Here is a 12,740-nt window from a genome sequence, read left to right on the forward strand (position 1 = left end):
CCCTCCCGACAAGGGAAGACTCCGGCCATTTCCGCCCCCGTGGGCCTGCTCCGTACACCCCTCTGAGAGACTGTCCCGCGTCATGACCGCCTTCCGCGCCCCGCGCGCCGCCAGCCTGGACCTTCGCCTGCTGCGGGCTCTGCCCTTCGCGACGGTCTGCGTCCTGGTGTCCGCGCTCGGGCACGCGCTGGGCGGCGGCGGCTCGGTGCCGCTGCCGACACTGCTGGTCGGACTCGTGCTGGTGCTGCTGGCAAGCACCGCCCTGGCCGGACGCGAACGCGGCCTGCCGGCGATCGCCTCGGCGCTCGCCGTCGGCGAGCTCGGGCTGCACGCCCTCTTCCACCTCTGCGCCGGTGCCTCCGGCATGGCGGGGATGAGCGGGATGACGGGCATGGCCGGGATGCCCGGGATGAGCGGGGCAGGCGGCGGAACGCCGTCCGCGCTGCTGCAGCTCGCGGCACGGCTGCTCTGCGGGCCCGGCCCCGACGGCACCCTGGCGCTGCCTCCGGGCACGACGGCCAGCCAGATCGTCAGCCAGGCCGGCTTCGACCCGCATCTCTATCTCGCCTCGCTCCCGACCGCTCCGGCCGCCCACGGTGTGGGCGCCGTCTGCGCGATGCTCGGGCTCACCCCGCTGATGGTGCTCGGCCACCTGCTGGCCGCGCTGGTCGCAGGCTGGTGGCTGCGGGGCGGCGAGGCCGCGGTCTGGCGGCTGCTGGGCCTGGCCCTCGCGCCGCTGGGCCAGTTGCTCCGGCTGGCCCTGGCGCTGCTCGCCGGGCTCACCACGATCGGCGTCCACCCCGCACGGCGCTGGGCCGTGGACGACTGGCGGCTTCCCGCACACGCGCTGCTGCGCCACCAACTGGTCCGGCGCGGTCCCCCGCGCGCTCTCCTGGCCTGACCGTCCGTCCGCCATACCCGTCCCGCTTCCCCGACCTGCCTGTCCGGTCGGTGTACGCACGATGGGTCGGCGGGGTGGTTGGTCGGGCCCTGTGATTCCTGCCGAGTCCCGCCGGTGCGGCGACTCCGTTCCGCCCGCCGTGGACAACCGGTCCACCGGCGGCCACAGGTCTTCAGGATCTCCAGGAGAGAACCACCCATGCGCATGAGCGCCTTCTCTGCCCGCTCGCTCCGTTCCGTCCGCTCCGTCCGTTCCGCCCGCGTCGCGGTGCCCGCCGCGCTGGCCGCCGCAGGCGTCGTGCTACTGGCCGTGCCCGCGTCCGCGCACGTCACCGTGCAGCCGAACTCCGCCGCCGCCGGTGCGGCGGACCAGGTCTTCGCCTTCCGGGTGCCGAACGAGTCGGACACCGCCTCGACGGTCAAGGTCGACGTCTACTTCCCGACCGACCACCCGATCGCCTCCGCGCTGGTCGAGCAGGTGCCGGGCTGGACCGCTGCGGTCCAGACGGCCAAGCTGGCCACTCCGATCCAGACCGACGACGGCCCGGTCACCAACGCGGTCTCCGAGATCACCTGGACCGGCGGCAAGATCGCCCCCGGCCAGTACCAGGACTTCACCGTCGACTTCGGCCAGCTGCCGACCGACACCAAGCAGCTCAGCTTCAAGACCCTGCAGACCTACTCCGACGGCACGGTCGTCCGCTGGATCGACACCCCCGCCGCGGCCGGTCAGCCCGACCCCGCGCACCCGGCCCCGACGCTCAACCTGACCGCCGCGTCCAGCAGCGCCAGCACATCGGGCTCCAGCAGCAGCACCGGAAGCACCACGCAGACGGCGTCGGCCACGTCCGACAGCGGCTCGGCGACCGACACGGCCGCGCGGGTGCTGGCCGGGGTCGGCCTGGTCGTCGGCCTCGCCGGTGTCGTCTTCGGCTTCCTCGGCTGGCGTCGCGGCGGACGCCGCGGCAGCGCCGCCTGATCCGGCACTGATCGGAGGGGTGGGGCCGCGCCCCGGCCCTGCCCCTCCTCCGCCGCCCGACCGCCCGTCCGTCTGACCGTCCGTCCGCCTTACCGCTGCCGATCCCCGCGATCGGCAGAGAGCGAGTTCACCACCATGGCCTCCCACACCTTCTCCGCGCCCACCCGTCGTTCCGTGCTGCTCGGCTCGGTCGGCGGCGCCGCAGCACTGCTGCTGTCGGCGTGCGGCTCGTCCTCGTCCTCGACCGGCTCGGCAGGCGCCGGGTCCGGGGACCCGCAGATCGACTCCGCGCAGCAGAACGGCCCGTACCAGGGCACCTACATGCCGCGGACCTTCGACAAGCCTGCCGTCACGCTGACCGACACCAGCGGCAAGCCCTTCAACCTGGCCACCGGCACGGCGGGCAAGGCGACGCTGCTCTACTTCGGCTACACGAAGTGCCCCGACGTCTGCCCGACGACGATGGGCGACATCGCCGTGGCCGTCTCCAAGCTGCCCAAGGCGCAGCAGAGCCAGATCGACGTGGTCTTCGTGACGACCGACCCCGACCACGACACCCCGGGCACGATCCGCAGCTGGCTCAACTCCTTCAACCCGAACTTCATCGGCCTGACCGGCGACATCAAGACGGTCATCTCGGCCGCCGCCTCGGTCGGCGTCTACGTCGCCGCTCCGGCCAAAGGCCAGGAGCCCGTCCACGGCGCGCAGACGCTCGGCTTCCTGCCGACCGACAACAAGGCGCACCTCCTCTACACCAGCGGCACCACCTCGGCTGTCTTCGGGCACGACCTGCCGTACCTGATCAAGGGTGTGACGGTGTGACGGGCCGTCACCGGGCGCTGATCGCCCTGGCCGTCGCCGCGCCGCTGCTGGCGGCGGGTTGCTCGTCGCCGGGTACGTCGTCCCAGGCGACGTCATCCCAGGCCACGTCGTCCGCAGCCGCGTCCACCACGGCGGACGCGGGGACCGGGACGCCCAAGCTGAGCGTCTCCGGCGCGTACATACCGCTGCCGTCCGCGCCGGACATGGCGGCCGGCTACTTCGTGCTCACTAACGCGGGTGACAAGGCGGCACGGCTGACCGGCATCACGAGCACGCAGGCGCAGAGTGTGTCGATGCACCAGAGCACCGCCACCACCATGGTCGACCTGCCCTCGGTCACCGTCCCGGCGCACGGCCAGGTGGCTTTCGCCCGGGACGGCAGGCATCTGATGCTCATGGGGCTCGCCGCCCAGCCCAAGGTCGGTCAGCACATCGCGCTGACCCTGCGCTTCGACGACGCCGCTCCGCTCGACGTCGAAGCAACCGTCCAGCCGCTGACGTACCAGCCGGGACAGTGAGGACGTAACGATGAAGCGCACCGTCCGCTCCGCCGCGGCGCTGTTCTGCCTGCTTGCGACACTGCTGCTGGGAAGCGCGGGGGTGGCCTCGGCGCACGCCGCGCTGCTGTCGACCGACCCCTCTCAGGGGACCGTGCTGGCCGTCGCGCCGAGCACGGTGACGCTGCACTTCAGCGAGTCGGTGACGCTGGAGACCGGTGCGGTGCGCGTGTTCGACCCCAACGGCAAGCAGGTCGACACCGGCACGGCCGGGCACGCGGGGAGCGACCCGTCGACCGCGAGCGTGTCGCTGAACCCCGCCCTGGACCAGACCCAGGGCACCTACACCGTGGCGTGGCGGGTGATCTCCGCCGACACCCACCCCGTCGCCGGGGCGTTCACCTTCTCCATCGGCCGGACCACCTCCCCTGCGGCGCTGTCCGGAGTCGAGAGCAACTCGGGGTCCGCCTCGACCGGATTCCTCTACGGCCTCTCGCGTTCGGTCCAGTACGGGACGTTCGCGCTGCTGGCCGGGTCGGTGGCGCTGGTGCTGCTCGGCTGGCCGGGCGGGCTGCGGCTGCGCTCGGTGCAGCGGCTGATGCTCACCGGCTGGGCCGGACTGCTGCTGTCGACCCTGGCCGAGCTGGCGCTACGCGGGACGTACGAGGCCGGGACCGGGCTCGGCAAGGTCTTCGACCTGAGCCTGCTGCGGCAGGTGCTGGGCGAGAAGCTTGGCGTGCTGCTGGCCGTGCGGGTGCTGCTGCTCGCGGGCGCGGGCGTCTTCCTGGCGCTGCTCTCCGGACACACGGGCGCGAGCGACCCGGCGGGTCAGGACGCGGGCGCCGGCGACGGCGTGGAGCGGCGGCGACGGATCTGGCTGGGCATCGTGGGCGCGGTGCTGGCCGTCGCGATCGCGCTGACGTGGCCGCTCGGCGACCACGCCTCGGTCGGCATGCAGGTCCCGCTGGCGATCACGTCGGACACCGTCCACGTCCTGGCGATGGGCCTGTGGCTCGGCGGACTGGCGACCGTCCTGGTCGGCCTGCGTCGGTCCACGGCGGACGGTGGCATCGGCGTCGCGGGCGTGCAGCGGTTCAGCGCGGTGGCACTCGGCGCGGTCACCGGGCTCGCGGTCACCGGCGTCTACCAGGCGTGGCGCGGCCTCGGCTCCTGGTCCGCGTTGACCTCGACCACCTACGGGCGGCTGCTGCTGGTCAAGATCGGCGCGGTCGCGGTGATCCTCGGGGGTGCGTGGATGTCGCGCCGCTGGCTCTCCCTGCTGCGCGCCGACACGGCGGAGCAGCAGGCCGACGCGGCGGAGGCGCTGGTCGCCGTCGGCGCACCGGCCGTCGAGGCGGGGGCCGAGGTCGGGGCGGATGTCGGGGCCGGGACGGAGGCTCAGGTCGGGGCTGAGGGTCAGGCCCGGGCCGGGGCCGGGTCCGGGGTCGGGTCCGGGTCCGAGGTCGGGTCCGGGTCCGGTCCCGGGTCCGAGGTGGACGCGGAGCGGGCCGCGCAGTTGGCGCGGCAGGCAAAGGCGCGGCGGCAGGCCAGCGTGCGCAAGGCGCACCAGGCCGCCCCCGCCCGGGGCATGCTGCTGCGGTCGGTCGCGCTGGAGGCGGTCTTCGCCGTCGTCGTGCTGGGCGTGACCACGGTGCTGACCAACTCCGCGCCGGGCCGTGCCGTCGCCGAGCAGCAAGCCGCGACCGCCGCCGCCAACCGGGGCCCGGTCGACGTGACGCTCCCCTACGACACCGGCGGCAGCACCGCGTCCGCCAAGGGAAAGATCACCGTCGACATCGACCCGGCCCGGACTGGGACCAACACGATGCACGCCTACCTCTACGACTCCACCGGCAAGCCGGTCGACGTCCCCGAGGTCGATGTGACGGTCAGTCTGGCCGCCCGCAGCCTGGGACCGATGCCGGTCAAGGTGGACCACCTCGACATCGGCCACTGGGGCGCGGCGGGCCTGGAGCTCCCGCTGCCCGGCACCTGGACCCTGGCGGTCACCATCCGCTCGGACGCCATCGACGAGACCACCGTGACCACCCCGGTCACGGTCGGTTGAGCCACCGGAATCCGAACCACGCACACACGCACGCGTACGAGAAGCAAGTTGAGCACAGGTTGAGCACAGAGCGATGACCGACGAGGACAACAACCACCCCCGCCCCACCCCCCGGACCGTCTCCCGGCGTCGCCTGCTCGGCGCGGCGGGAGTCGGCGGCGCGGCCGGGATCGCGCTCGGAGTCGGCGGCTACGCGCTGGCCGACGCCGGAGGCGACCCGGCTGCCACGACCGGCGGCAGCGGCGACGGCGCGGCGCTGGCCGGCCTCGGCGCCGACGCCGTGCCGTTCCACGGCACGCACCAGGCGGGCATCGTCGAGCCGATGCAGTCGACGCTGCACGCCACGGCGTTCGACCTCACCTCCGGGACCGGCCGCCCCGGGCTGGTGTCGTTGATGAAGCGCTGGTCCGCCGCAGCCGCCGCGATGGCGGAGGGCCGGACGCCACCAGGCCTGACGGACGATCAGGTCGCCCTGGACGCAGGCCCGAGCTCGCTGACGGTCACCTTCGGCTTCGGCGCCCCGGTCTTCACCAAGGCCGGGCTGACCGCCCAACTCCCCTCCCAGCTCACGCCGTTGCCGCCCTTCCCGGAGGACCAGCTGGACCGCGCGCGCAGCGACGGGGACCTGTGGGTGCAGGTCTGCGCCGACGATCCGCTGGTGGCGTACCACGCGATGCGGACGCTGCAGCGGCTCGCCGTGGGCCAGGCCGCGCCGCGCTGGCAGACGACCGGGTTCAGCCGCGCGCCCGGCGCGACGCGCGAGCCGATGACCGGCCGCAACCTGATGGGCCAGATCGACGGCACCAACAACCCCAAGCCGGGCAGCGCGGGCTTCGACGCGACGGTCTTCGTCCCGGCGAACGCCACGGCTGCCACCGCCGCCGGACAGCCGTCCTGGATGGCAGGCGGCAGCTACGCGGTCTTCCGGCGGATCCGGATGCTGCTCGACACCTGGGACCAGCAGTCGCTGGACGTGCAGCAGCGCACGATCGGGCGGCGCAAGGACAACGGCGCACCGCTCTCCGGCGGGCCGGGCAGCAGCGAGACCACGACCGTCGACCTCGAATCGTTCGACCCCGACGGCTCGCTGGCGATCCCGGGCGACGCGCACATCCGGGTCGCCGCCGCCGCGTCCAACCAGGGCGCGGCCATGCTGCGGCGCGGCTACTCGTACCACGACGGCTACCGCCCGGACGGTGCGCCCGACGCGGGGCTGCTCTTCGTCGCGTTCCAGGCCGACCCGATGACCGGCTTCGTCCCGGTGCAGCGGAAGTTGGCCCGCGGCGACGCGCTGTCGCGGTTCCTGGTGCACGAGTCGAGCGGCCTCTACGCGGTGCCGGGCGGCGCGAGCCCCGACGGCTACGTCGGCCAGGCGCTGCTGGAGTCCTGATCCCCGGGCCCAGCGGAATTCGAGGGGCCCGGCGAATCCTGGGACCCTGGGAAGGGACCTGGGTCGCCTTACCGTGGCCCGCGTCCAGCCCGCAAGACCACGCGTCCCCGGTGGCGCGGAGTCGTTAACGTTACGTCCGTGCAGCGAGCAACCAGGCGTGCACCCTTGGAGGTCACCGTGTCCCCGAACCGATACACCTACCTCGGTCCCGAGGGCACCTTTACCGAGGCGGCGCTGCGGACCCTGCCGGAGGCGGCGACCCGCGAGCTGGTGCCGTCCGTGTCCGTGCCGGCCGCGCTGGACGCAGTGCGCAACGGCGAGGCCTCGGCCGCGCTAGTGCCGATCGAGAACTCCGTCGAGGGCGGCATCCGGCAGACCATGGACGAGCTGGCCCAGGGCGAGCCGTTGATGATCTACCGCGAGGTGCTGCTGCCGATCGCCTTCGCCCTGCTGGTCCGGCCCGGCACCACGCTGGCCGACGTGAAGACGGTCACCGGCCACCCGGCCGCGCAGCCGCAGGTCCGGCACTGGCTCTCGCAGCACCTGCCGAACGCGGACTGGGAGTCGGCGGCGTCCAACGCCGACGGCGCCCGCCTGGTCCAGGAGGGCCGCTACGACGGCGCGTTCGCGGGCGAGTTCGCCGCGCCGCTCTACCACCTGGAGCCGCTGGCCGCCGAGATCCACGACGCGGCCAACGCGACCACCCGCTTCGTGCTGGTCGGCCGGCCGGGCCGTCCGTCCGCGCCGACGGGTGCGGACAAGACCTCGGCGGTGTTCTGGCTGGAGGACGACCACCCGGGCGCGCTGCTGGAGCTGTTGCAGGAGTTCGCGGTGCGCGGCGTCAACCTGATGCGCATCGAGTCCCGCCCGACCGGGGAGGGCCTGGGCAAGTACTGCTTCGCGGTGGACGCCGAGGGGCACATCACCGACCGCCGGGTCTCGGAGGCGCTGATGGGTCTGCACCGGATCTGCCCGCAGGTGCGCTTCCTCGGCTCCTATCCGCGGGCCGACGCGGTTCCGGCGACGGTCCGCCCGGGCACCTCGGACACCGAGTTCACCCGTGCTGCGGACTGGCTCTCCCGCTGCCTGGACGGGCGCGGCGACCGGTAGTCCGGTCGGGCCGTCCGGCAGGTGGTCCGGCCGGTGGTGCACAGGCCCCTGCGGGTTATCCACAGGATGGCGAGTTTTCCACAGGGTGGGGGTCGGTGTGCACGGGCTGCGGGATCGGCTTATTCACGCATTGATCAACAAAACTTGCAGATCGGACAAGACGGACATATAGGGATTCAGCTGCTCTGTTTCCCCAAAGTCCGCTTCCGGGACCCGGAAAATCACGCCTCCTGCCGCAAACCCGAGGTTTGACGAGCTCAGAGGCGTGATTTTCAACAATCCACAGGGACCTCCGCACCCCTGTGGATAACTATCTGCTCCTGGGGATATCCACAGCTGTGGATCCGCGGATCAGACGTCGGGGAAGTCGATCGTGTATCCCTGCTGGAGCAGCCACGGCACGATCTGGTTCAGCGCCGCCACGGTCTCGCTCCGGTCCCCGCCGCCGTCGTGCATGAGAATGATCGACCCCGGCCTCAGTTCCTTCTTCACCGTCGAGACGATCGTGGCGACACCGGGCCGCTGCCAGTCATTGGTGTCGACGCTCCACGCCAAGGGCCGCAATCCGTTGTCCGCGGATATCTGCCGGATCTCCGGAGTGAAATCCCCACCCGGGGCCCGGAACCAGGAGACCACGGTTCCCGGGCCGCCGGCCTGCTCGATCATGTGCTTGGCGTCGACTATTTCACTGGTCTCGTACGCGGTGCCACGGGTGGACATCGCCTCGTTGTGGTGGACCGAGTGGTCGCAGAGCCGGTCCCCGGCGGCGATGACCGCGCGCGTCGCCGAGGGATTGGCGGTGGCGTTCGGGCCTATTTCGCAGAAGGTCGCGTGGACCCCGTACTTCGCCAGCACGGCGAGGATCTTCGGCGTCCACACCCCGCTGGGTCCGTCGTCGAAGGTGAGCGCCACCGTCTTCTCCCCGCCGGAGTGGGAGATGTAGTACTCGAGGCTCTTGTCGGCCGCCTTCGTCCCACCGTTCGGAATGGTGTCACCCGAGGTGGTCTTGGGATCGGGCGAAGCGGAAGATGAGCCGCCGCCGTTCACGTTCTGGTTGGTGCCGCTGCCGCCGCATCCGCTCAGTGCCAGCACCGCCGCCAGGACCGAACCCGCGACCGCCACCACGCTCTTCTTCATACCCGTCCACCTTCCGTTCCCTGCCTGCCGGTTCACTTTCGCAGCCCGGACAGCCGGTTCTTACGGATCTGACAGGGTTGGGAAATCCTCGGGACGAAGATGTGACACAAATGCTCGGCCGAGGCCGCTTTCCCGGCCCGGCCGAAGGCTGAACAAGGCTCGGACAGCGGTTAATGCGCGAGGTCACGGCTCGCGGACCGGTACGCTCGTAGCGTGATTGACCTTCGCCTGCTTCGCGTAGACCCGGACCGTGTGCGCGCCTCCCAGCGCGCCCGAGGAGAGGACGTCGAGCTCGTCGACGCCCTGCTCGCCGCCGACGAGCGGCAGCGATCGTTCAGCTCCCGTTATGACGAGCTGCGCAACGAGCAGCGTCAGCTGGGCAAGCAGGTGGCGCAGGCCAAGGGTGACGAGAAGGCTGCCCTGCTGGAGCGCACCAAGGAGCTCGCCGCCGAGGTCAAGACCGCCAACACGGCGCAGACCGAGGCCGAGGCCGAGGTGCAGCAACTGCTGGGCGGGCTGGCCAACCTGCTCGACCCGGACGCGCCGATCGGCGGCGAGGAGGACTTCGTCACCCTCGAGGAGGTCGGCACCCCGCGCGACTTCGCCGCGGAGGGCTTCGAGCCGCGCGACCACGTCGAGTTGGGCAAGATCCTCGGCGCGATCGACACCGAGCGGGCCGCCAAGGTCTCCGGCTCGCGCTTCTACTACCTGACCGGCGTCGGCGCGCTGCTGGAGCTCGCCCTGGTCAACATGGCGATCGCGCAGGCCACCGAGGCCGGCTTCATCCCGATGATCACGCCCGCGCTGGTCAAGCCGCGCGCGATGGAGGGCACCGGCTTCCTCGGCCAGGCCGCGGAGAACGTCTTCCACCTGGAGAAGGACGACTTCTACCTGGTCGGCACCTCCGAGGTCCCGCTGGCCGCCTACCACATGGACGAGATCCTCGACGCGGACCAGCTGCCGCTGCGCTACGCCGGGTTCTCGCCCTGCTTCCGCCGCGAGGCCGGCACCTACGGCAAGGACACCCGCGGCATCATCCGCGTCCACCAGTTCGACAAGGTGGAGATGTTCTCCTACGTCGCGCCCGAGGACGCGGAGGCGGAGCACAAGCGCCTGCTGCAGTGGGAGCGCGACTTCCTGGACAAGCTCGGCCTCGCCTACCGCGTCATCGACGTGGCCTCGGGCGACCTGGGCGCGTCGGCGATGCGCAAGTACGACATCGAGGCGTGGATCCCCACCCAGGGCAAGTACCGCGAGCTGACCTCGACCTCCAACTGCGGTGAGTTCCAGGCCCGTCGCCTCGGCATCCGGATGCGCGGCGGGGAGGGCAACCGCCCGCTGGCCACGCTGAACGGCACGCTGTGCGCGGTGCCGCGGACCATCGTCGCGCTCCTGGAGACGCACCAGCTGGCCGACGGCTCCGTCGTCGTGCCGGAGGCGCTCCGCCCGTACCTGGGCGGACGCGAGGTGCTGGAGCCGGTCGGCAAGTAGTCCGGTCTGCCCGCAAGCACCATCTGAGAGAAAGTCAGACCACGTGAGCTCCGCCCCGCGGCCGTTCGACCTGATCGCGACCGACCTGGACGGGACGCTGCTGCGCGACGACCACACCGTCTCGGCGCGCACGCAGCGCACCCTGGAGGCCGCGAAGGCCACCGGGGCGCAGCACATCGTGGTCACCGGCCGCTCGGCGACGTGGACCAAGCCGACGCTGGACGCCATCGGCTACACCGGGCTGGCCGTCTGCAGTCAGGGCGGCCAGCTCTACGACGCGGGTGCGCACCGGCTGGTGACGTCCGTGACCCTGGACCGGCAGGTGGCCGGCCTCGCCCTCGCCAAGGCGGAGGCGGAGGTCGGCCCGCTCGCGGTGGCCGTCGTCCAGGACGGCCTCGACGGCGAGGTGCTCTTCTCCCGCGACTACGACATGCCCTCGTCCGGGACCCTGCTGTCCGACCCGGTCGACGACCTCGCCGCCCTGTGGGCCAAGCCGCTGAGCCGGGTGCTGATACAACACCCGGCGCTCAGCGACGACGAGTTGGCGACGGCGGCCCAGGAGGTCGCGGGCGCGCTGGTCACCGTCGTGGTGTCCGGACGGGGCTTTGTCGAGCTGCTGCCGCTCGGCCTCTCCAAGGCGACCGGGCTGGCGCTCGCGTCCGCGCGCCTGGGGACGAAGAAGGACCGCACCGTCGCTTTCGGCGACATGCCCAACGACATACCGATGTTCCGCTGGGTCGGCCACGCGGTGGCGATGGCCAACGCGCATCCCGATCTGAGGGCCGTCGCCGACGAGATCACCCTCGGCAACGAGGAGGACGGCGTCGCGGTCGCCATCGAGCGCATGTTCGAGCTCGATTAGTTGTTACCATAGGTCACGGTTAAGCCGGACATATCTGAGCAGAAAGGCAAGCGGACCATGCGCGGAGTGGAGCTGTACGCAGCCTGCCGCGCCCTGCTGGCCGAGCTCATCGACGCGAACATCAAGCGACCGGAGAGCTGACGTCGCGCGCCTCTGAGCGCCGTTCGACTCCTTTCTCCTGCCCACACTTTCTTTCTTCGCTTGAGAGTGACGCATGTCCCGCTCCGTGCTCGATACGCCCGTTTCGTATGCCTCTGCCCCTTCCGCCTCGCGGCTGACGCGCCTCCTCGCGCACCCCACGACCGCGCTGGTCGGCATCCTGCTGGTCTCCCTCAACATGCGCGCCGCCGTCTCGGCGGTCTCGCCGCTGCTCGGCGACATCAGCGCCGACTACCACCTGTCCTCCACGGCGGGCGGGCTGCTGACCACCATCCCGGTGCTGATGATGGGCGCGATCGCGCCCGTCGCCGCCCGCCTGATCCGCCGCTTCGGCGCGGAGCGGGTCGTCGCCCTGGCGCTGGTGGTGCTCGTCGCCGGCGTGCTGCTGCGGATCGCGCCGGGCGCGTGGGCGCTCTTCGCCGGCAGCATGGTGCTGGGCGCGGCGATCGCCCTGCTCAACGTCACCATGCCGGGCCTGGTCAAGCGCGACTTCCCGGAGCGCGCGGCGGCGATGACCGGTGTCTACACGACGTCGATGATCTTCGGTGCGACGCTGGCCGCGGCGCTGAGCGTGCCCTTCGAGCACGCCTTCGGCGGCTGGCAGGGCTCGATGGCGTCCTGGTCCGTACTGGCCGTCATCGCCTTCGCGGTGTGGCTGCCGCAGTTGTCCGCGTCGAAGACGCGGGGTGCGGGCGCGTCCGCGAAGGCGCAGCCATCCTCGGCGGCGAAGGTCCCCGGGCTGTGGAAGCACCCGCTGGCCTGGCAGTTGGCCGTCTTCATGGGGATCCAGTCGCTGCTCTCCTACACCCTGATCGCCTGGCTCCCGACGGTCCTGACCACACAGGGCATGGACCGCGGCACAGCCGGGATCGTCTTCGCCGCCAGCTCGCTGGTGCAGATCCCCGCCGCGTTCCTGATCCCGTTGGCGGCCGGACGCACCAACAACCAGCGGCTGCTGGTGGTCCTGATGGTCGGCTCGATGTCGACCGGCATCGCCGGTCTGCTGGTCGCGCCGACGGCGGGCGCGTGGGTCTGGGCGACGCTGATCGGCATCGCCCAGGGCGGCGGTTTCGGGCTCGCGATGGCGATGATCGTGCTGCGTAGCGGGAGCGCGCAGGTTGCTGCGCAGCTGTCGGGGATGTCGCAGCTGGTGGGCTACTTCATCGCCGCGAGCGGCCCGGTGGGCTTCGGTGCGCTGCACCAGGCCACGGGCGGGTGGACGCTGCCCCTCGCGGTCCTGCTGGCCTGCTGCGCGGTGGGCGTCACCGCGGGGTTGGGCGCGGGACGGAAACTCGTTCTCTCCGCCTGACCGTTTGCAAAGAGGA

Annotated in this window: 11 protein-coding genes; 10 read left to right on the forward strand and 1 reads right to left on the reverse strand. The window is 71.7% G+C overall.

The features are described 5' to 3' along the window. The first annotated feature begins 82 nt into the window (after positions 1-82). The 7 genes from ABH940_RS00985 to pheA all read left to right on the forward strand — a co-directional run bounded on the left by ABH940_RS00985 (position 83) and on the right by pheA (position 7,766). Positions 83-901, forward strand: coding sequence for a hypothetical protein (locus ABH940_RS00985; protein WP_370103939.1), 819 nt, complete (start codon positions 83-85; stop codon positions 899-901). 204 nt (positions 902-1,105) lie between these two features. Continuing rightward, a complete protein-coding gene (locus ABH940_RS00990; RefSeq protein WP_370103941.1) occupies positions 1,106-1,879 on the forward strand; it encodes a YcnI family protein in 774 nt (257 codons plus the stop codon). 135 nt (positions 1,880-2,014) lie between these two features. Then, positions 2,015-2,701 carry an SCO family protein gene (locus ABH940_RS00995; protein ID WP_370103943.1) on the forward strand — a complete coding sequence of 229 codons (687 nt, stop codon included), beginning with the start codon at positions 2,015-2,017 and terminating at the stop codon, positions 2,699-2,701. Then, positions 2,698-3,219 (forward strand): copper chaperone PCu(A)C, encoded by a 522-nt coding sequence (locus tag ABH940_RS01000; protein WP_370103945.1) that lies wholly within the window; start codon positions 2,698-2,700, stop codon positions 3,217-3,219. The genes ABH940_RS00995 and ABH940_RS01000 overlap by 4 nt, the downstream gene beginning before the upstream one ends. Before the next feature lie 10 nt (positions 3,220-3,229). Next, positions 3,230-5,266 carry a copper resistance protein CopC gene (locus tag ABH940_RS01005; protein WP_370103947.1) on the forward strand — a complete coding sequence of 679 codons (2,037 nt, stop codon included), beginning with the start codon at positions 3,230-3,232 and terminating at the stop codon, positions 5,264-5,266. A 73-nt stretch (positions 5,267-5,339) separates the two neighbouring features. After that, positions 5,340-6,656 carry an iron uptake transporter deferrochelatase/peroxidase subunit gene (gene efeB / locus ABH940_RS01010; RefSeq protein ID WP_370103949.1) on the forward strand — a complete coding sequence of 439 codons (1,317 nt, stop codon included), beginning with the start codon at positions 5,340-5,342 and terminating at the stop codon, positions 6,654-6,656. A gap of 177 nt (positions 6,657-6,833) precedes the next feature. Continuing rightward, positions 6,834-7,766 (forward strand): prephenate dehydratase, encoded by a 933-nt coding sequence (pheA, locus tag ABH940_RS01015; protein WP_370065202.1) that lies wholly within the window; start codon positions 6,834-6,836, stop codon positions 7,764-7,766. Positions 7,767-8,117: 351 nt separating this feature from the next. Here pheA and ABH940_RS01020 read toward each other — a convergent pair whose 3' ends face one another. Beyond that, positions 8,118-8,903, reverse strand: coding sequence for a polysaccharide deacetylase family protein (locus ABH940_RS01020; RefSeq protein WP_370065200.1), 786 nt, complete (start codon positions 8,901-8,903; stop codon positions 8,118-8,120). Between the two features lie 213 nt (positions 8,904-9,116). Here ABH940_RS01020 and serS point away from each other — a divergent pair, with 213 nt between their 5' ends. The 3 genes from serS (at position 9,117) to ABH940_RS01035 (ending at position 12,724) form a co-directional block, all read left to right on the forward strand. Continuing rightward, positions 9,117-10,394: a serine--tRNA ligase gene (gene serS, locus ABH940_RS01025; RefSeq protein WP_370065198.1), complete on the forward strand. Its 1,278-nt coding sequence runs from the start codon at positions 9,117-9,119 to the stop codon at positions 10,392-10,394. A 43-nt stretch (positions 10,395-10,437) separates the two neighbouring features. Continuing rightward, complete coding sequence (locus tag ABH940_RS01030) at positions 10,438-11,256, forward strand: HAD family hydrolase (protein ID WP_370065196.1); 819 nt, start codon at positions 10,438-10,440, stop codon at positions 11,254-11,256. Between the two features lie 214 nt (positions 11,257-11,470). After that, positions 11,471-12,724, forward strand: a complete 1,254-nt coding sequence (locus tag ABH940_RS01035; protein ID WP_370103951.1) for a CynX/NimT family MFS transporter — start codon at positions 11,471-11,473, stop codon at positions 12,722-12,724. The last annotated feature ends 16 nt before the right edge of the window (positions 12,725-12,740 follow it).

Origin of the sequence: Streptacidiphilus sp. BW17 (genome assembly GCF_041262485.1) — a bacterium.
GTDB lineage: Bacteria > Actinomycetota > Actinomycetes > Streptomycetales > Streptomycetaceae > Streptacidiphilus.